We start from the raw sequence: 18,876 nt of genomic DNA on the forward strand, positions 1-18,876 counted from the left end.
TCATCACGATCAATTAACGCGGACAGATCTCATCGTCTGCAAAAAAATAGGCAATTTCTCGCGCAGCAGACTCAGGGCTATCAGCCCCATGCACAGAGTTATACCGTAAAGAGCGAGCATAATCATGACGCAAAGTTCCCATCGCAGCCTCTTCTGGATTGGTTTTGCCCATTAGTTCTCGATAGTTTTGAATCGCACTCTCTCCCTCTAACACTTGAACCATAACCGGTCCGGATGTCATATAGGCGACTAATTCATCAAAAAACGCTTTTCCTTGATGTTCCATATAAAAACCTTGCGCTTGTTCCGTGGTCATACGCAACATTTTCGCTGCTACAATCTGTAAGCCTGATTGTTCAATGCGATGATAGATTTCCCCAATCAAGTCTCGTTCTACTGCATCAGGCTTTACGATTGAAAACGTTCTTTCCTTTGCCATATTCGCTTCCTTCTTGCCGTTTTATCTCTCTTATTATACCCGCGTCATTAATAACGCAGCTAGATGTGCAATTCCTCGTCCAGTCGCACCAGCGGCCCAGTGTGCATCGCTACTATCCTTAAAAGCACCAGCCAAGTCCACGTGCAGCCAGCCCTTGCCATCTTCTCGTACAAACCGCGACAGAAAACCCGCTGCGTTTGATGCACCGCCAAACCCACCACCTTTTACACAGCGACTGTTTGCCGTCTCCGCATATGCTGATGGACACTGTGCACGGTGCCACTTTTCAAGCGGCAATGGCCAAGCTGGCTCATTGACTAGCTCCGATACCTGCTGCGCCTGTTGCCATAACACCTTATCTAAACCAAATAGTGCATTGTAGTCTTCACCGACTGCGACCATTGCCGCACCAGTAAGCGTCGCCGCATCTATAATTGTCGTCGCCTCGGTTAACGAAGCAGCAATTAAACCATCCGCCAAGACAAGACGCCCTTCTGCATCGGTATTGACCACTTCAACGGAGACGCCATTTTTATAGGTCAGAATATCACCTAACTTATAAGCCTCTCCAGAAACCATGTTCTCTGCACAACACAAAATAAGCTGCACACGCTGGTTTAGCCCCTGTTCAATCGCATAACCAAGCGCTGCTGTCACCGTTGCTGCTCCGGCCATATCACACCGCATCGCCACCATGCTGGAGTTGCTTTTTAAACTATACCCGCCAGAGTCAAAGGTGATCCCTTTGCCAACAAGGCATGCTGCTACAGGAGCATCTGGTCGTTGAGTCGGGTTATAATCCAATGTCAGCATAACCGCTGGCCGAGCACTGCCTCGCCCTACATGCCAAAGCCCAGTCCAACCTTGCGCTTTAAGCTCCGTCCCTTTAACCACCGTGGCCGTGATAGCATCACCGCCGATATCATGCAGATAACTCGTGGCTTGGTCTGCCAACGCTTCTGGATATATCTCCTCAGCAGGCGCATTGATAATTTGACGCGCCCAATCAAACGCGCGTCGGCGAGCATTTAAAATGTCTAACTCGTCATCATCAATACTGGCCCACTTCACTACCACCTTGTCCTTTGTTGGGGCAAAGCCGCAGTAAAATGCCCACTGGCGATCATACGTCCAGCCTTCGTTATCTAAACTAACCGCAGTGACACCTTGCGTGTTTAGCTGTCTGGCTGCCTGTTGAATACTACGCAGTGGCGCATCATGATCATAATGAATGTGTGCACTACCTTGACCGTAGCTTAACAGGGCCGCTGTTCCACCCCAAACACCCGCAGCTGGTGTCAACGCCAGACTAACGCTCAACATATTTAGCTACCCTTCAACAATAAATTAGCCAGTGAACGGACTCCAACCCCGGTCGCCCCCGCTGCCCACTTATCTGTTGGCGCTTTTCTAAACGTGGCGCTGGCATCAATATGCAGCCAATTTTGTTGATAGTTATCGACAAAATAGGACAAAAATGCCGCTGCAGTGGTTGCTCCTGGTGCAAAGTCTCCACTGGCGATATTCGACAAATCCGCATATTGTGATGGCAACATGTCACGATGGAAATCAGCCAAAGGCAGCGGCCACATTCCTTCATTTTCAGCCTGTGCCGAGCTCAATGCTTCACTCGCCAGTGCGTGATCGAAGCTCATTACGGCATGGTAGTCATTACCCAATGCCATCTTGGCAGCCCCTGTTAGCGTGGCGACATCAATAATACGCTGCGGTTGCTGTGAACTGGCATAAATAAGCCCGTCAGCCAACACGAGGCGCCCTTCAGCATCGGTATTTTGCACTTCTACGGTTTTGCCATTCTTATAGGTAATAATATCGCCCAGTTTATAAGCATTGCTGGAAATCATGTTCTCTGCACAACATAAAACCAACTTCACTCGCTTATTCAAACCACGACTGATTGCCAATGCCAACGCACCAGCCACCATTGCCGCTCCACCCATATCGGCTTTCATTGCCATCATGCCTGCTGAAGGCTTTAAGCTATAGCCACCCGTATCAAAGGTGATGCCCTTCCCTACCAACACAGTATGTACTGGTGCATCTGGATCATCGGTCGGGTTGAAATCAAGACGTAGCATCGATGGGGAGCGCTTCGACCCACGGCCAACGGTATAGATACCATTCCATCCTTCATCAAGTAGATCGACCCCTTTAATAATTTTGTATTTTACGTGCTGTGGGGCTATCGATTTAATCAATTCTGCTGCGCGTGAGGCCAGTTGCGACGGCGAGATCTGATCTCCAGGTAGGTTAATCGTATCGCGAACCCAATCCGTGGTTTTAATTCTTGCGTTTAACTCTTTTTGCTCTTCTGCCGCGAGAGCTGGAAGAGCGAGCTGGTTATTCAATTTAGCGTTACGGTATCCTTGATAAAAAGCCCATGTCGACTCCAAGTCCCAGCTATCACCTGCCAATGAAATCGCTTTAATGCCTTGCGTGTCCAACTTTCTCGCGGCACGCTGAATTTTCGTGAGCACTTGCTCACCAGCTAGGTGAATATAAGCGTCTTGATCAGTGAAAGAGATGAGTGCATTCGCCCCCCAGTGTGGGGCCGCCGTTTTATCGGTTAAATAGACTGACATTACTGCTGACATGTTCTACTCCTTGAAAATATTCTTTTTATTATTTTCCCCTAAAGCCATTTAAGCTGGGGAATATACAAAAAAGCGGACACATTGAGAATCACCTCAGGTCCGCCTTGAAATCTACAACTGCTTAACTTTTCTATAACTTACATTAGTCGATTGCTTTTTGCATAAGTTTTTACCCAAGGTGAGACCTTAAGGCTAATCCCACTCATCTATCCATATCAAGATAACCGCTTCGAGTATTTTTTCACCGCAATGCGCAGGGTCATCATTAAAACCATCCAGTGCTAAAATCCAATCTTTTAAGTCCGTAAAACGCACCGTCTTGGGATCCACTTCTGGATATTTATCAATCAATGCTAACGCAATGTCACGTGAATCAGTCCATTTAATACTCATGTTATTGCCCTCGTCGCTGTTACCCGTGAATAGATTTAATGATTTTCAGCTGCGTGATTCAATGTATACTTCGGAATCTCAACCACCAGATCCTCATCTGTGACTTTCGCTTGGCAACTGAGACGTGATTCGGGCTCTAGCCCCCAAGCTTTATCCAGCATATCATCTTCTAGTTCGTCACTTTCATCAAGCGAGTCAAAACCTTCACGAACAATACAGTGACAAGTCGTACAAGCGCATGACTTCTCACACGCATGCTCAATACCTATACCATTACGCAACGCGACATCGAGTATGGTTTCACCTTCATTGGCCTCTAATACCGCCCCTTCTGGACATAACTCTTCATGGGGAAGCATGACAATTTTAGGCATATTACACCTCGTCTATTGAGTGACCCGCCAGCGCTTGACGAATCGATTTATCCATACGGCGAGCCGCAAATTCCTGACTGATCTTATCGGTCTGTTTTATGCCCGCTTCAATGGCATGGGCATCATCACCATTACGTAACGTGACTAACGTCATCATGCTAGCTTCAAGTTCTGCACGTTCCTCACTGGTAAGAAGATCGTCGCCATCCTGTTGCAAAGCCACAATGAGACCTTCAAGAACACGATCGGCCTCGACTTGCTGCTCAGCCAAAGCGCGAGCTTCTTTATCTTCTAACGCATGAGTCATCGAGTCTCGCAGCATGTTGGCTATCTCATCATCACTAAGGCCATAAGACGGTTTAACTTCGATAGATGCCAGTACCTCAGTACTCTTTTCCATAGCGGTGACTGAGAGCAAACCATCTGCGTCCACCTGATAGGTCACGCGAATATGCGCACCGCCAGCCGCCATTGGCGGGATATCGGTTAAATTAAAACGCGCCAATGAACGACAATCTGCCACCATTTCACGCTCACCTTGCACTACATGCACCTTCATCGCTGTTTGGCCATCTTTAAAGGTAGTGAACTCTTGAGCACGAGCAACCGGAATAGTGGTATTACGAGGAATGATCTTTTCTACCATTCCGCCCATGGTTTCAATACCTAGCGACAACGGAATAACATCGAGCAGTAGCATCTCGTTATCGGGCTTGTTACCTACCAATATGTCGGCCTGTATCGCCGCTCCAATGGCAACCACTTTGTCTGGGTCGATAGAGGTCAATGGTGTGGTTTCAAAAAAGTCAGCCACCATATCTCGTACGAGAGGAACCCGTGTTGACCCACCAACCATGACCGTTTCAGAAATGTCACCTTTACTAACACCAGCATCTTTCAGGGCGCGTCGGCAAGCCATCAATGTTTTTTTCACCAATGGCTGAATCAATGCGTTGAGTTGCTCACGACTTAAAGAGATACAGTGCTCATCGACACTGATTTCAGTCACGGCATTATCCGTTAATGCAATTTTTGCCGCCGTCGCTGCATCTAGCAAGCGTCGTTCAGTCATTGCATCACAGTCGGTTAATGCCCACTGCTGCTTCAACCAATCGGCCAAAAGATGATCAAAGTCATCTCCGCCAAGGGCGGAATCACCACCAGTGGCTAACACTTCAAAAACCCCTTTCGACAGGCGCAGCACCGAAATATCAAAGGTACCGCCACCTAAATCGTATACTGCGATCGTGCCCTCTTGCCCAGAGTCCAATCCATACGCGATCGCGGCAGCTGTCGGCTCATTCAATAAGCGAAGGACATTTAGGCCCGCCAACTTTGCAGCGTCTTTGGTACCAGCACGTTGTGCATCATCAAAATAGGCAGGAACAGTAATCACCACCCCTTCCAAATCACCACCAAGAGACGCAGTCGCGCGCGCTGCCAAGCTCTTTAATACTTCCGCAGAGACCTGAATGGGATTAACGACACCCTGCTCTGTTTGCATCTGTGGCAAACCGGAAGCACTGGCTGAAAATTGATACGGTAATGAAGGGTAGCGAAGCTTGATATCGTCGAGCGCACGCCCAAGTAGACGTTTCGCTGAACTGATAGTATTGACTGGATCACTGGCTGCGTTGTCGCGCGCCGAATAGCCAACTGTAATATTCTGTGCGCCAAAGTGAACAACTGACGGTAATATGTCCCGCCCTTGTTCATCTGACAGCGTCTCTGCTTGGCCACTGCGCACAGCTGCAACCAATGAGTTCGTTGTACCTAAGTCGATACCGACTGCGAGTTTGTGTTGATGGGGCGCAGCACTCTGGCCCGGCTCAGCGATTTGTAACAAAGCCATAGTTTTTCCTTGTCTCTATTCAGTCGAACAGAGAATCTTCAATACGTTCTACTTCTTGTTGCAGCTTAACAACAAATTTCATCTTGCGCACCACATCCGCTGCATCTGTCCACTGTTGCTCAGCGAGCAATGTCACAAACTGTGCAAGCTGTTGTTGATACAAGACCTGCACCTCTTCATCGAAGTCCATTAATGCTTGCTCAGGATCAACACTGTCAGGAATGGCTTCTAAATGCTCTCGCAATTCCATTTGCGCCATTAAAAACTCAGGGTCTTGCATCGTTTGTCGCTCAATATGCAGCTCAACCCCGTGTAGGGTTAATAAATATTCTGCACGACGCAGGGGATCTTTTAATGTTTGGAATGCATCATTAATTTCAGCCGCTTTTTGTACTGCAAGCAAACGGTCTCGCTCGGAAGCAGTCGCAAAATTGTCGGGATGGAACTGACGCTGTAAATCGCGGAAGCGGTGGGAAAGAAGATTGCCGTCGACAGTAAAGTCGCACGGCAATCCAAATAATTCAAAATAATTCATGTCACTCACAAGAGTCGTTTATGAACGGGAATGGGATTAAACGTTGAAACTCTCTCCGCAACCACATTCACTGCTGACATTCGGGTTGTTAAATTTGAAGCCTTCATTTAGCCCTTCTTTGGCAAAATCTAGTTCTGTCCCATCAAGGTAAACCAAACTCTTAGCATCAATAATGACTTTAACACCATGTGCTTCAAAGACTTGATCACCTTCATCTAGGTCATCAACAAATTCCAGTACATAAGCCATACCTGAACAGCCAGACGTACGGACCCCAAGACGCAGTCCAATACCTTTACCGCGGTTTTCTAAAAATTGAGAAACACGCTGTGCCGCTGCTTCTGTAACTGTAATGGCCATTTACTACAACCCTCTGTCTAAATTATTGATGTTTCTTTTTGTAATCGCTAACGGCCGCTTTAATGGCATCTTCCGCTAAAATTGAACAGTGAATTTTCACTGGTGGCAATGCCAACTCTTCTGCGATTTCTGCATTCTTAATCTCGGCCGCTTCTTCTAAAGACTTGCCTTTAACCCACTCGGTAACCAGTGAGCTCGAAGCAATCGCACTACCGCAACCATAAGTTTTGAACTTGGCATCTTCGATAATACCTTCTTCGCTCACCTTGATCTGCAGTTTCATTACGTCACCACATGCGGGTGCGCCTACCATACCGCTACCAACGTTAGGATCATTCTTATCGAACGCACCAACGTTACGTGGGTTTTCATAATGATCAATGACCTTTTCACTATATGCCATGATAACTTCCTCACTATCCTTTACTTAGTGGTGTGCCCACTCGACGGTATCGAGATCAATACCTTCTTTGTACATATCCCACAGCGGTGACATTTCTCGTAGCTTTGTAACGGCCTGACGAACCTGCTTCACTGCGAAATCAATGTCTTCTTCCGTTGTAAATCGACCGAATGAGAAACGAATAGAGCTGTGAGCTAACTCATCATTTAAACCCAGTGCACGCAGTACATATGAAGGCTCAAGGCTGGCAGATGTACAAGCAGACCCCGAGGAGACAGCTAGGTCTTTCAGCGCCATTAGTAGTGACTCACCTTCTACAAACGCGAAACTGATATTCAAGTTATGCGGTACACGCTGATCTAAATCACCGTTGATTGTTACCGCTTCCATGTCCTTAACACCATCCAACAAGCGGTTACGTAATAGCAACGCGTGCTGATAATCTTGTTCTTGCTCAATCTTTGCAAGACGGTAAGCTTCACCCATGCCAACAATTTGGTGAGTCGCTAAGGTGCCTGAACGCATACCGCGCTCATGACCACCGCCATGCATTTGTGCTTCTAGACGAATGCGTGGCTTACGACGCACATACAATGCACCAATCCCTTTCGGTCCATACGTTTTGTGCGATGTTAACGAGATCAAATCAATCTTCATTGTTTGCACATCAATCGGCAATTTGCCTGTCGATTGGGCGGCGTCGACATGGAAAACAATTTTCCGCTCACGGCACAATTCACCAATCGCGGCAATATCTTGAACAACACCAATTTCGTTGTTCACGTGCATGATAGAAACAAGCACAGTGTCATCACGCATTGCGTCACGCAGCTTGCTCAAATCAATCACACCATTTGACTCAGGCTCTAAATAGGTCACCTCAAAACCTTCGCGCTCTAGCTGACGGCAAGGATCCAACACGGCTTTGTGCTCAGTTTTACAGGTAATAACGTGCTTACCTTTTTTACTGTAAAAGTGCGCCGCCCCTTTAATTGCCAAGTTGTCAGACTCGGTTGCTCCAGAGGTGAACACGATTTCCCGAGGATCCGCATTTAACAAATCAGCGATGTGCTCACGAGCGGTATCGACCGCTTCTTCCGCTTGCCAACCGAAACGATGCGAACGTGACGCAGGGTTCCCAAACGTACCGTCCATGGTTAGGTATTGCATCATCTTTTCAGCGACGCGCGGATCTACCGGGCAGGTGGCTGAGTAATCTAAATATATTGGCAATTTCATAAGGTTCTCCGAAACGTCTCCCAAAAGTTAAGAGCGAGCGCTGGCCGTTAAGCCACTCTCATGGGCGTTATTCTGTTCAAAGCTTGTTTTAAGCAGGCTATCTTCTAAGCTGTGGCCTTGTTTGTCTGCCACTTCCTGCACTTCATTGTTCTTCATTAACTCTCCCAACGTAATGTTATCGAGAAAGCTACTAATTCGGTTACTTAAATCACGCCATAGTGCGTGGGTCAGGCAGCGTGTTCCGCCTTGGCAATCAGCCGTGCCCTGACATTTGGTTGCATCAACAGACTCATCAACCGCCGCAATAATGGTACCAATCGCAATCTTGTTCGCATCTTCGCCTAGGCGATATCCACCGCCAGGACCACGCACACTCGCGACCAGTCCAGCTTTGCGTAAACGCGAAAATAGCTGTTCTAGGTATGATAGCGAGATCCCTTGACGTTCAGAAATCTCCGCCAATGGTACTGGCCCATCTTCAGAGTGAAGCGCCACATCCAGCATCGCTGTGACTGCGTATCTTCCTTTTGACGTCAACCTCATATCATCATTACCTATCTATTGATTTGTAACGATAGTCGCATACCCGACTAAAATGGTCAAGTATTTACCTGACTATTTTACTTGGTTTTTTTGCTGTTTCTACGTTAACGCTTCATGCCTGCAAAGGTCTTTTGAATCGATGTTAATAGACCGCGAAGAATATTAAGTTCGTGTGACTCTGGTCGTGCACGATTAAACAGACGACGTAACTTATTCATCACCTGCCCTGGGTGGGTCTTATTAATAAACTGGGCCTCTTGAAGCACCTTTTCAAGGTGTTCGTAAAAGAATTCCAATTCACTACTTAGTGGGTAGGCTTCTTCACTCTGTTCGCCTTGGTAGGCTTCAGATTCCAGCCACGCCATGCGAGCCTCATAACACAATGTCTGTACTGCCATCGCCAAGTTTAACGAGCTATATTCTGGATTAGCCGGTATCGCCACGTGGAAGTGACACTTCTGCAGTTCTTCGTTAGTCAAGCCGGTACGTTCACGCCCAAAAACAATAGCAACTGGTGCCTGGCGGCATGATGCTGCCACCTTCCTACCGTATTCTCGCATCTCGAGTTGCGGCCACTGTAGTGTTCTTGAGCGCGCACTAGAGGCAATCACTAATGGACAGTCTGCAATCGCTTCTTCAAGCGTGGAAACAATTCGCGCCCCATTCGCAATATCACTAGCGCCTGCCGCTAAAGCAACGGTTTGTCCGTCAACTTCACATTCTGGTGCGACTAAGACGAGATCACTTACTCCCATGACCTTCATCGCACGCGCCGCTGAGCCGATATTTCCTGAATGAGATGTGCCAACTAACACAACACGAACATTGTCTAACATGCTTTCCAACTCTTACTATTATTGAAGCGGAGGAGTTTACCACAGCACCTTACATTGTTCTGCCAATTTTCACCGTCCGACATGCCATTCTGCCCCGTTGTCAACTAAAATTGCCACCCATCACGCACAAAAAATAACCGCTTTCTTTTTCAGTCAAAATTGATATACTGCGCGCCGCTTTTCGTTCTTTAACATCCACTGGGAAGATAAAATGCATCCGATGCTAAACATCGCCATTCGCGCCGCGCGAAAGGCTGGTAACCATATTGCTAAATCACTAGAAAAAACTGATTCTATCGAAGTGTCTTCAAAAGGTCTTAACGATCTAGTGACCAATATTGATAAAGAAGCAGAAGCTATCATTATCAGTTCTATTAAAGCATCTTACCCTGATCACTGCTTTGCCGGTGAAGAGTTAGGGACTTCAGAAGGCCGTGACACTGAGTGCCAATGGATTATTGACCCACTGGATGGAACTGCGAACTTTGTTCGTGGCTTACCTCACTATGCCGTATCTATTGCACTGAAAATGCGTGGCCGTATTGAAGTCGCGTGTGTATACGATCCAATGCGCAATGAACTGTTCACCGCAACTCGTGGACAAGGCGCACAGCTAAACAACCAACGCATCCGTGCCTCTCAACCTCGTGACCTTACTGGCACGACTATCGCGACAGGCTTCCCATTTAAAGCGAAACAGCACACTGAAAGCTACATGAATATCCTTGGCAGCGTATTCGCTGACTGTGTCGACATTCGTCGCACTGGTTCTGCTGCGCTGGATCTATGTTACGTTGCTGCTGGCCGTGTTGATGGCTATTTTGAATTAGGTCTAAAACCTTGGGATATTGCTGCGGGCGATCTTATTGCTCGTGAAGCAGGTGCTATCTGTACTGACTTCTCTGGCAACACCAACTACCTAGCATCAGGCAATATTGTTTGTGGTAATGCACGTGTAGTGAAGCCACTTTTGGCTAAAATCCGTCAACATGCCAATGAAGGTATGGTGAAGTAATCACCACCAGTTATCATTTTGATGTGAATAAAAAGGCGGATCTCCGCCTTTTTTTGTGCGCGCTATTCTGTGATACAGTTCCATTTAACAACAAGCCCACCCAATAACGAGCTATCCATTCATAAACCTCCCGCAGATTAGAATACACCGATAAAAAAGCCCCGCATCAGCGAGGCTTTGTATACCAGAAAAGCTTCAGCCTTAAGGCATCTGCTCAAACTCTTCATCTACTTCCACTTGTGGTGGCATCAAGTGCTCACGAGCGATACCCAATTTCAATGCTAACGCAGACGCGACATACACTGACGAATAAGTACCGACAACAATACCTATCAATAAGGCTGTTGCGAAACCGTGAATCATCGTACCGCCTTTAACGAACAGGGCGATAACAACGAACAAGGTGGTTGCAGAGGTAATTAACGTACGGCTAAGGGTTTGAGTAATTGAACCATTGATCACTTCCGCTGAGCTACCTTTACGCATTTTACGGAAGTTTTCACGAATACGGTCAAAAACGACCACGGTATCATTCAACGAGTAACCGACCACCGTCAGCAACGCTGCTACGATAGTCAGGTCAACTTCAATCTTAAGAATAGAGAAGATACCGAGCGTAATGATAATATCGTGTGCCAGTGCAGCAACCGCACCACAAGCCAAACGCCATTCAAAACGCATCGAGACGTAGAACAAGATACACAATAATGACGCAAGAATAGCTAAGCCACCCGCCTCAGTCAGTTCATCACCCACATTTGGACCAACAAACTCAATACGGCGCATCTCAACACTTTGCCCAGTTCCGGCTTCAATCGCACGTAAGATTTGCGTACCAAGTAGTTCACCCTGCACATTCTCACGTGGACGCAGTCGTACCATGACATCTCGTGCTGTACCGAAGTTCTGCACAATTGCGTCACCGAAACCCTGCGCATCTAACGATTCACGGATCAGTTCAAGATTAGCTGGTTGTTCAAAGCCAACCTCAATCAATGTACCACCAGTAAAGTCCAAGCCCCAATTAAGCTTGTTCGTTCCTAGCGTAACAAATGAACCAATAATCACCACTACCGATAAAACAAAGGCGAATTTCGACCAACGCATAAAGTCGATAGTATTGTTCGTTTTAAATATCTGGAACATCTTATCAACTCCTAAATAGACAACTTATCTACGCGTTTACCGCCGTAGACAAGGTTAACGATGGCACGTGTTCCGATAATCGCCGTAAACATTGACGTTATGATGCCCAATGAGAGTGTTACAGCGAAGCCTTTAATCGCACCTGTACCCACCGCGAAAAGAATAATCGCAGTAATCAAGGTGGTAATATTGGCATCGGCAATAGTACTTAGCGCATTCGCATAACCATGATGAATGGCTTGTTGCGGCGAGCGTCCATCACGTAACTCTTCACGAATACGCTCGAAAATAAGCACGTTGGCATCTACTGCCATACCGACGGTCAGAACGATGCCCGCAATGCCAGGCAAGGTCATGGTTGCCCCTGGGATCATCGACATAAGTCCAATCACCAAAACAAGGTTCATCACCAAAGCAAGGTTTGCAAACAGACCAAAACGGCGGTAGTAGACTAAGGTGAACAACATAACTGCCACCATACCCCACATCATTGCCGCCATGCCCATATCGATGTTTTGTTGTCCCATTGATGGACCAATAGTACGCTCTTCAACAATCGAAATCGGTGCGATCAATGCGCCTGCTCGCAATAACAAAGCAAGGTTCATCGCTTCAGCTTGCGAATCAATGCCAGTAATACGGAAGTTGCGTCCTAACGCCGTTTGAATGGTCGCTTGGTTAATCACTTCTTCGTGCTTATCCAGAATAACTCGGCCGTCTTCAGTACGCTCACCGCTGTCTTTGTATTCAGCAAAAATGGTCGCCATCAACTTACCGACATTGCCACGTGAGAAAGCGGTCATTTTACTGCCACCTTCGCTGTCTAATGAAATATTCACCTGCGGGCGACCGACTTCATCAGAGCTTGAGCTTGCGTCAGTAATGTGCGAACCACCAAGGATCACACGCTTTTTCAGCACGACAGGTTGACCGTTTCGATCAAATTTGATTTCACTATCGGCTGGCACACGGCCAGATGCCGCTGCAGCGAGATCAACAGCACTATCAACTTCACGGAATTCCAGTGTTGCTGTCGCACCAAGGATTTCCTTCGCGCGAGCCGTATCCTGTACCCCTGGAAGTTCAACCACGATGCGGTTGGCACCCTGACGCTGAACTAAAGGCTCTGCAACACCTAACTCATTTACACGGTTACGTAAAATCGTAATGTTTTGATTTACTGCATAGTTACGTACTTCCGCTAAGCGGGCTTCATTGTACTCAGCAATCAATAAATTACGGTTCTCGTCGACCTCAAACACCATATCAGGGTGCAGTGGAGACAAGATGCCACGCGCTTCAACCGCTTGTGCCGCATCACGTAGACGTACTTCAACCGCCGTATCGGAACGGCCAATCGTACGATAACGTAAGCGAGCATCACGCAGTTCTGTTCGGAACGCATCTTCTTGCTGAGTTAACAGTCGCTCTAGCGCCGCGTCCATATCCACTTCCATCAAGAAGTGAACACCACCACGCAGGTCAAGACCAAGCTTCATCGGTTGTGCACCAACGGCTTCTAACCAAGCAGGTGTCGCTGGGGCCAAATTTAATGCTACAACATAGTCTTCACCATCAAGCTGCTCAGAGAGCAGATCACGGGCACCAATTTGCGTATCGGTATCACCGAAGCGCACTAATACAGAGCCGTTTTCAAAAGCAACAGATTTAAAAGGAATGCTGGAGTCAGATAGGGTATCGGTGACGAGATCAATGGCTGACATATCAACCGAGGCGCCACGCGCCCCGGTAATTTGTACTGCCGGATCTTCACCGTAAAGATTGGGAAGCGCATAAAGGCTACCGATCAGCAGTGCGAACACAACCATCAGCGTCTTCCACAAAGGATAACGGTTTAACACGGATTTTTCCTTGATTACAGAGACTTCATGGTGCCTTTAGGTAATACGGCAGTCACAAAGTCCTTCTTAATAGTTACTTCATTGTTATCATTCAGGGCGATAACAATGTAGTCGTTGTCTGCAGCAATTTTCGTGATTTTACCCACTAAACCACCGCCGGTCAGAACCTCATCCCCTTTACCCATTGCCGACATCAAGTTCTTGTGCTCTTTGACACGTTTCGCTTGTGGGCGGTAAATCATGAAGTAAAAAATCGCACCAAACATCACTAACATGAAAATTAGTTGCATACCGCCACCCTGAGGGGCTCCTTCTGCTGCTGCATGGGCTTGAGAAATAAACAGACTCATTGATTAACGTCCTCGTTGGTTGTTACTTATTCATAGGTGGAACTTCACGATCACGACGAGCATAGAAATCTTCTACAAACTGCTCGAAGCGACCTTCGTCAATTGCATTACGAATGCTTTGCATTAAACGCTGATAATAACGCAGGTTATGGACAGTATTTAGGCGAGCACCCAAAATTTCATTACAACGATCCAAGTGGTGTAAATACGACTTAGAATAGTTGCGACAAGTGTAACAGTCACAATGCGGATCTAAAGGGGTTGTATCCGTTTTATGTTTCGCATTACGGATCTTGATCACACCTCCAGTAACAAACAGGTGTCCATTACGGGCATTTCGGGTCGGCATTACGCAGTCAAACATATCGATACCACGACGCACACCTTCAACCAAGTCTTCTGGTTTACCCACACCCATCAGATAGCGAGGCTTATCTTCAGGTAGCTGCGGACAGGTATGTTCCAATACTTTATGCATTTCTTCTTTCGGTTCGCCAACCGCAAGACCACCTACAGCATACCCGTCAAAACCGATATCTGTTAGCCCTTTTACTGATATGTCACGCAAATCTTCATAAACACTGCCCTGAACAATACCAAACAACGCATTTGGGTTTTCAAGCTCATCAAAATGATTGCGACTACGCTGTGCCCAACGCAGTGACATTTCCATCGACTTTTTCGCTTCATCATGCGTCGCTGGGTATGGCGTACACTCATCAAAAATCATGACAATGTCTGAACCCAGATCTTTCTGAATTTCCATCGACTTCTCTGCGTCCATGAAAATCTTATCGCCATTCACTGGGTTACGGAAGTGCACACCTTCTTCAGTAATTTTACGAATATCACCAAGACTAAACACTTGGAAACCACCTGAATCAGTCAGGATTGGTCCCTGCCAGTTCATAAAGTCATGCAAGTCGCCATGCAGCTTCATGACTTCCTGACCTGGGCGCAACCACAAGTGGAACGTATTTCCCAACAGGATCTGAGCGCCAGTCTCTTTCACCTCTTCTGGTGTCATTCCTTTTACGGTTCCGTAAGTCCCCACTGGCATAAATGCCGGCGTTTCAACCGTACCACGTTCGAAAATCAATCGACCACGACGAGCACGACCTTCTGTTTTGTCTAATTCATATTTCATTGAAACCTCCGATAGCCAGAAAAACAATCTGACAATGACCCTAATATTAGGAAGAATGCCACTGAGATAAGTCCCAGCGCACGAAACATTGTAAGTATGACTTACAATGCGAGAGACCAGCCCAAAGGCTGGCAGTAATGTTAGTCAAAGCTAACGCAAATATGTTCAAGCTGTCTTACGCTTAATCAACATTGCATCGCCGTAACTGAAAAATCGATATTGATTATCTACCGCCACTTGATAGGCATTCATGGTGTTGTCGTAGCCTGCAAAGCTGCTTACTAGCATAATCAGGGTTGACTCTGGCAAGTGGAAGTTGGTGATCAACATGTCCACCAACTGCCATTGATAACCAGGGTAGATAAAAATACTGGTATCGTTAAAGAATGGCGCTAGCGGTTGACCTTGAGCCATGCTCGCTTGCGCTGCACTTTCTAATGAACGCACCGATGTTGTCCCTACAGCAACGACACGCCCACCACGCTCGCGCGTACGCATCACGGCATCCACTACCTCTTGCGGGACTTCGGCATACTCGGCATGCATATGATGATCGTTAATGTTATCAACTCGCACAGGTTGGAACGTACCCGCTCCTACGTGCAGGGTAACAAAGGCCAACTCCACGCCTTTGGCTTTGATCTGTGCCAACAGGCCATCATCAAAGTGCAGTCCAGCGGTGGGTGCCGCGACCGCACCCGGCTTTTGGTTATATACGGTTTGATAGCGCTCTTTATCCGCATCTTCATCAGGGCGATCAATATACGGCGGCAGCGGCATATGGCCGACTTGCTCTAAAATTTCCAATACCGTTTTATCACTGTTAAAGCGTATCTCAAACAGGGCATCATGACGCGCGACCATTTCAGCCTCAAACTCATCGTTTTCACCAAGAAACAGTTGCGTGCCAGGCTTGGGTGATTTAGATGAGCGTACATGGGCGAGAACGGATTTCTCATCCAACATTCTTTCAACCAAGACTTCCAACTTACCGCCACTCGCCTTACGCCCAAACAGGCGCGCAGGAATAACACGCGTGTTATTAAACACCAGCAAGTCACCGTCTTTGAGGTGTGACAATACATCGGTAAAACCACCATGCGTTAATTCGCCACTATTGCCATCGAGTTGTAGTAAACGGCTAGAAGTGCGATCTGGTTGCGGATAACGTGCAATCAGTTCATCAGGAAGATCAAAATGGAAATCAGAAACTTGCATTGGCGTTTGCATGGTTGCCTCGTATCTATCTAAGCTAAAGCCGAAAATAAGCAGGCTGGTAGTATAGGGCGCAAACACATAGAATCAAGAAATGAGTGAGATAAGGTAAGGATCATATTTAAAGCAGATACAGAGATTGCCACAGCCAACGCAGGTCTGGCTGTAGCAACCGGTTAAAACTAAACGCGTTTACGCCAGCCTAATAACGATAATGCCAACACCCAGAACCAAGATAAGGTGCCACCGCCACTAGGAATGCCACTAACCATTCCCCCATCTGCATCATCATAATCACGCTGGAACGGATCTCGAGTAAATACAGTCGATGTCGGCAATCCAGAGGTGTTGTCGGCGATAAACTCAGCCATGCCTGCCACTTCGGTATACCCTCCAGGCAGCTTTGCTGTGCAAATATTCATGCTGGAGTCATAAAAACCAAAACTGACTAAACCCAGTAGACGAATACCAAAATCATCATCTGCGACTCGATTAGGATCTTGCCAGACTAGAGGTCCGCCAGAATCACCACTACAACTATCTTTCACAACATCAGGTTGTGGTGTCAGTGCACAAATCACTATGTCATCAATCCCGGAAGGTATTGGTCCAAGAGCATCTTCCAATAAATTTCTACAAGGCGCGTCTGGAACCCCGGTCAGCATTGTCTGCTGTAACAAACGGGACGACGAGACAATATCACTACCTTCCATCAATCCCCAGCCTGAAACAACCAAGTTGGCCGCGCTCTCACCTGCGGGATTATAATCGGTCTCAAACTGCCTATCCGCTTGCTGCTGCTCTTCTAACGTAGCCAATAAAATCGGCTTTACACCAGCAGGTTCGGTGGCCAACTCAAGTACTGCGATATCATAAAGAAGCAACGCGCCATCATAGAGGGGGTGTATCGTATAGTTTGCCCTGATTGCATTGGCATCACTAAGCTGACTAGGACGCTCAACATCTCCACCAAACAACAATACGTTATCAGACGCTGCATTCTCGACACAGTGCGCAGCCGTTAAAGCATAACGATTACCAATATAAACCGCCCCACAATTGAAAACACCGTTACTGGCCGTCACTTGTAAAAATAGCTGCCAAGGCAGTTCATTTTGTCCACTATCAATACCACCAACGATTTTTTGTTGTGGCTGCGCTGCAAATAGCGGGCTTACAACCATAAGCCATAACACCCAAAACCACTTTTTGATCATACTTGTTCCCTCACCCACATCTGTCCGTAAGGGGAAAATGTAACATTCCACTCACAATAACCTGCGACTTTTTATGCTCGGTTCAAAAATATACGATCAACGTCATCCTAAAACGCAATTTTATTCGCTACATTTGAAAGTAAGTGCATTTCAAGTCACGAAATTCGGAGGCCAACATGTTCACCGTTGCAGATATGATGACACCCAACCCTCATACCTTATCGACTCACCATACCCTCAGTGATGCAAACCAGCTGATGGAAAGAGCCGAAATACGCCATATCCCCATTGTAGATGAACAGCAACAGTTGTGCGCAATTCTCAGTCAACGCGACATTCTGGCGGCACAACACTCGCACCTTATTGAGAGCGGGGATCAGAGGCAACTACTTCAGCAGACACCACTGCTGAAGGTCGCCAAGATGAAATATATGAGTGTAAATAGCCAAGCCAGTTTAAAAGAGGCGGCACTGTACATGCAGCAACACCGCATTGGCTGTTTACCGGTGGTGGATAACGATCAACTACTCGGTATTATTACCGACACTGACTTTGTCGCCATTGCCATCAATTTACTCGAAATCCAAGAAGAAAATGAGCCCATGAAGTACGACGATTAAACGGCTATTATTGCTGTAGTACAGTGAACTATCTTGCGCACTTACATTTAGCTGATTCGGTTGGCAGTCACTTAGCCGCCAGTTTATTGGCCGACTTCATTCGCGGTCGCCCTGATGGGCGGTTCACGGCAGATGTGGTGACGGGGATATACCTCCATCGCCATATCGATCGTGAAGTAGATGCAACAGCCCAAGTCAAACTGGCCAAACAGCTGTTTCCTGTACCATTACGTCGCTTTGCTGGAATAGCTCTCGATCTGTACTGGGACCATTTTCTTGCCGTGCATTGGCATCACTATCACCCTACAGCCCTAAACACTTTTATTGATCAAGCGCAGCAGCGCATCTTGCCGTTTTCATCCCAATCCGACTTACCGGTCGAATACCTTCACCTGCAACAACGTATGTGGTCGCAAGGCTGGCTGCAGAGTTATCGCGAGACTGGCAACATCGTCTATGCACTGCAACGGATCTCGCAACGACGCCCTCGTTTCGGCCCACTCGCCGAGTGTGGCGAGTATCTAGATAAGCATTACGGTACATTAAACGAACTATTTACCGAGCTCTATCCACTGATGATCGATAAAGTAGAAAAGTACACACCCCCGCCAAACAGACCAAGCCCAAAAACTGACTAGAGTGGTAACAACACTTATCGCGAAACCAATAATAACAGCCAATAAAAACGCCGCGGAGTCCGCGGCGTTAGGTCAAA

At 47.1% G+C, this 18,876-nt stretch carries 21 protein-coding genes; 3 read left to right on the forward strand and 18 right to left on the reverse strand.

Annotation, left to right across the window (positions count from 1 at the left end):
• Window positions 1-13 precede the first annotated feature (13 nt).
• The 12 genes from ndk to trmJ form a co-directional block, all read right to left on the reverse strand.
• Window positions 14-439 carry a nucleoside-diphosphate kinase gene (gene ndk, locus ACKLNH_RS03555; protein WP_413110875.1) on the reverse strand — a complete coding sequence of 142 codons (426 nt, stop codon included), beginning with the start codon at window positions 437-439 and terminating at the stop codon, window positions 14-16.
• Between the two features lie 33 nt (window positions 440-472).
• Entirely contained in the window at window positions 473-1,762 is a 1,290-nt protein-coding gene (gene pepB, locus ACKLNH_RS03560) for an aminopeptidase PepB (RefSeq protein WP_413110876.1), read from the reverse strand.
• A 2-nt stretch (window positions 1,763-1,764) separates the two neighbouring features.
• Window positions 1,765-3,054: an aminopeptidase PepB gene (pepB, locus tag ACKLNH_RS03565; protein WP_413110877.1), complete on the reverse strand. Its 1,290-nt coding sequence runs from the start codon at window positions 3,052-3,054 to the stop codon at window positions 1,765-1,767.
• Between the two features lie 192 nt (window positions 3,055-3,246).
• The gene (iscX, locus tag ACKLNH_RS03570; protein ID WP_413111255.1) at window positions 3,247-3,441 is read right to left on the reverse strand and encodes a Fe-S cluster assembly protein IscX; all 195 of its coding nucleotides are present in this window, start codon (window positions 3,439-3,441) and stop codon (window positions 3,247-3,249) included.
• A 41-nt stretch (window positions 3,442-3,482) separates the two neighbouring features.
• Complete coding sequence (fdx, locus tag ACKLNH_RS03575; RefSeq protein WP_413110878.1) at window positions 3,483-3,821, reverse strand: ISC system 2Fe-2S type ferredoxin; 339 nt, start codon at window positions 3,819-3,821, stop codon at window positions 3,483-3,485.
• 1 nt (window position 3,822) lies between these two features.
• Window positions 3,823-5,673 (reverse strand): Fe-S protein assembly chaperone HscA, encoded by a 1,851-nt coding sequence (gene hscA / locus ACKLNH_RS03580; protein ID WP_413110879.1) that lies wholly within the window; start codon window positions 5,671-5,673, stop codon window positions 3,823-3,825.
• A 19-nt stretch (window positions 5,674-5,692) separates the two neighbouring features.
• Window positions 5,693-6,208, reverse strand: coding sequence for a co-chaperone HscB (hscB, locus tag ACKLNH_RS03585; RefSeq protein WP_413110880.1), 516 nt, complete (start codon window positions 6,206-6,208; stop codon window positions 5,693-5,695).
• 36 nt (window positions 6,209-6,244) lie between these two features.
• Entirely contained in the window at window positions 6,245-6,568 is a 324-nt protein-coding gene (gene iscA, locus ACKLNH_RS03590) for an iron-sulfur cluster assembly protein IscA (protein ID WP_413110881.1), read from the reverse strand.
• A 22-nt stretch (window positions 6,569-6,590) separates the two neighbouring features.
• Entirely contained in the window at window positions 6,591-6,971 is a 381-nt protein-coding gene (gene iscU / locus ACKLNH_RS03595; protein WP_413110882.1) for a Fe-S cluster assembly scaffold IscU, read from the reverse strand.
• A gap of 24 nt (window positions 6,972-6,995) precedes the next feature.
• Window positions 6,996-8,210: an IscS subfamily cysteine desulfurase gene (locus tag ACKLNH_RS03600; protein WP_413110883.1), complete on the reverse strand. Its 1,215-nt coding sequence runs from the start codon at window positions 8,208-8,210 to the stop codon at window positions 6,996-6,998.
• Between the two features lie 27 nt (window positions 8,211-8,237).
• Window positions 8,238-8,753, reverse strand: coding sequence for a Fe-S cluster assembly transcriptional regulator IscR (iscR, locus tag ACKLNH_RS03605; RefSeq protein ID WP_413110884.1), 516 nt, complete (start codon window positions 8,751-8,753; stop codon window positions 8,238-8,240).
• A 104-nt stretch (window positions 8,754-8,857) separates the two neighbouring features.
• Window positions 8,858-9,589, reverse strand: coding sequence for a tRNA (cytosine(32)/uridine(32)-2'-O)-methyltransferase TrmJ (gene trmJ, locus ACKLNH_RS03610; RefSeq protein ID WP_413110885.1), 732 nt, complete (start codon window positions 9,587-9,589; stop codon window positions 8,858-8,860).
• Window positions 9,590-9,800: 211 nt separating this feature from the next.
• Here trmJ and suhB point away from each other — a divergent pair, with 211 nt between their 5' ends.
• The gene (gene suhB, locus ACKLNH_RS03615) at window positions 9,801-10,604 is read left to right on the forward strand and encodes an inositol-1-monophosphatase (protein ID WP_413110886.1); all 804 of its coding nucleotides are present in this window, start codon (window positions 9,801-9,803) and stop codon (window positions 10,602-10,604) included.
• Window positions 10,605-10,805: 201 nt separating this feature from the next.
• Here the strand turns inward: suhB and secF are convergent, their stop codons facing one another.
• The 6 genes from secF to ACKLNH_RS03645 form a co-directional block, all read right to left on the reverse strand.
• Window positions 10,806-11,750: a protein translocase subunit SecF gene (gene secF / locus ACKLNH_RS03620; RefSeq protein ID WP_413110887.1), complete on the reverse strand. Its 945-nt coding sequence runs from the start codon at window positions 11,748-11,750 to the stop codon at window positions 10,806-10,808.
• An 11-nt stretch (window positions 11,751-11,761) separates the two neighbouring features.
• Window positions 11,762-13,612 (reverse strand): protein translocase subunit SecD, encoded by a 1,851-nt coding sequence (gene secD / locus ACKLNH_RS03625; protein ID WP_413110888.1) that lies wholly within the window; start codon window positions 13,610-13,612, stop codon window positions 11,762-11,764.
• 14 nt (window positions 13,613-13,626) lie between these two features.
• On the reverse strand, window positions 13,627-13,956 hold the full coding sequence (yajC, locus tag ACKLNH_RS03630; RefSeq protein ID WP_413111256.1) for a preprotein translocase subunit YajC: 330 nt from the start codon (window positions 13,954-13,956) through the stop codon (window positions 13,627-13,629).
• 28 nt (window positions 13,957-13,984) lie between these two features.
• A complete protein-coding gene (gene tgt / locus ACKLNH_RS03635; protein WP_413110889.1) occupies window positions 13,985-15,109 on the reverse strand; it encodes a tRNA guanosine(34) transglycosylase Tgt in 1,125 nt (374 codons plus the stop codon).
• A gap of 165 nt (window positions 15,110-15,274) precedes the next feature.
• Complete coding sequence (queA, locus tag ACKLNH_RS03640) at window positions 15,275-16,327, reverse strand: tRNA preQ1(34) S-adenosylmethionine ribosyltransferase-isomerase QueA (protein WP_413111257.1); 1,053 nt, start codon at window positions 16,325-16,327, stop codon at window positions 15,275-15,277.
• A gap of 179 nt (window positions 16,328-16,506) precedes the next feature.
• Entirely contained in the window at window positions 16,507-17,541 is a 1,035-nt protein-coding gene (locus ACKLNH_RS03645) for a trypsin-like serine protease (protein WP_413110890.1), read from the reverse strand.
• Between the two features lie 176 nt (window positions 17,542-17,717).
• On the opposite strand from ACKLNH_RS03645, the gene ACKLNH_RS03650 reads away from it, so the two are divergent.
• Together ACKLNH_RS03650 and ACKLNH_RS03655 are read left to right on the forward strand one after the other, a co-directional pair.
• Entirely contained in the window at window positions 17,718-18,161 is a 444-nt protein-coding gene (locus ACKLNH_RS03650) for a CBS domain-containing protein (protein ID WP_413110891.1), read from the forward strand.
• Window positions 18,162-18,184: 23 nt separating this feature from the next.
• Window positions 18,185-18,799, forward strand: a complete 615-nt coding sequence (locus ACKLNH_RS03655) for an acyl carrier protein phosphodiesterase (RefSeq protein ID WP_413110892.1) — start codon at window positions 18,185-18,187, stop codon at window positions 18,797-18,799.
• The last annotated feature ends 77 nt before the right edge of the window (window positions 18,800-18,876 follow it).

The sequence above is a fragment of the Thaumasiovibrio clandestinus genome, from assembly GCF_047250365.1.
GTDB lineage: Bacteria > Pseudomonadota > Gammaproteobacteria > Enterobacterales > Vibrionaceae > Thaumasiovibrio.

What these genes read in the sequence shown, in the direction of transcription:
- ACKLNH_RS03645 (WP_413110890.1), bottom strand. Translation starts at nt 17,541, where the DNA reads ATGATCAAAAAGTGGTTTTGGGTGTTATGGCTTATGGTTGTAAGCCCG.
- fdx (WP_413110878.1), bottom strand. Translation starts at nt 3,821, where the DNA reads ATGCCTAAAATTGTCATGCTTCCCCATGAAGAGTTATGTCCAGAAGGG.
- iscR (WP_413110884.1), bottom strand. Translation starts at nt 8,753, where the DNA reads ATGAGGTTGACGTCAAAAGGAAGATACGCAGTCACAGCGATGCTGGAT.
- iscA (WP_413110881.1), bottom strand. Translation starts at nt 6,568, where the DNA reads ATGGCCATTACAGTTACAGAAGCAGCGGCACAGCGTGTTTCTCAATTT.
- secF (WP_413110887.1), bottom strand. Translation starts at nt 11,750, where the DNA reads ATGTTCCAGATATTTAAAACGAACAATACTATCGACTTTATGCGTTGG.
- pepB (WP_413110876.1), bottom strand. Translation starts at nt 1,762, where the DNA reads ATGTTGAGCGTTAGTCTGGCGTTGACACCAGCTGCGGGTGTTTGGGGT.
- tgt (WP_413110889.1), bottom strand. Translation starts at nt 15,109, where the DNA reads ATGAAATATGAATTAGACAAAACAGAAGGTCGTGCTCGTCGTGGTCGA.
- trmJ (WP_413110885.1), bottom strand. Translation starts at nt 9,589, where the DNA reads ATGTTAGACAATGTTCGTGTTGTGTTAGTTGGCACATCTCATTCAGGA.
- hscB (WP_413110880.1), bottom strand. Translation starts at nt 6,208, where the DNA reads ATGAATTATTTTGAATTATTTGGATTGCCGTGCGACTTTACTGTCGAC.
- ACKLNH_RS03600 (WP_413110883.1), bottom strand. Translation starts at nt 8,210, where the DNA reads ATGAAATTGCCAATATATTTAGATTACTCAGCCACCTGCCCGGTAGAT.
- iscU (WP_413110882.1), bottom strand. Translation starts at nt 6,971, where the DNA reads ATGGCATATAGTGAAAAGGTCATTGATCATTATGAAAACCCACGTAAC.
- ndk (WP_413110875.1), bottom strand. Translation starts at nt 439, where the DNA reads ATGGCAAAGGAAAGAACGTTTTCAATCGTAAAGCCTGATGCAGTAGAA.
- ACKLNH_RS03650 (WP_413110891.1), top strand. Translation starts at nt 17,718, where the DNA reads ATGTTCACCGTTGCAGATATGATGACACCCAACCCTCATACCTTATCG.
- hscA (WP_413110879.1), bottom strand. Translation starts at nt 5,673, where the DNA reads ATGGCTTTGTTACAAATCGCTGAGCCGGGCCAGAGTGCTGCGCCCCAT.
- queA (WP_413111257.1), bottom strand. Translation starts at nt 16,327, where the DNA reads ATGCAAGTTTCTGATTTCCATTTTGATCTTCCTGATGAACTGATTGCA.
- pepB (WP_413110877.1), bottom strand. Translation starts at nt 3,054, where the DNA reads ATGTCAGCAGTAATGTCAGTCTATTTAACCGATAAAACGGCGGCCCCA.
- suhB (WP_413110886.1), top strand. Translation starts at nt 9,801, where the DNA reads ATGCATCCGATGCTAAACATCGCCATTCGCGCCGCGCGAAAGGCTGGT.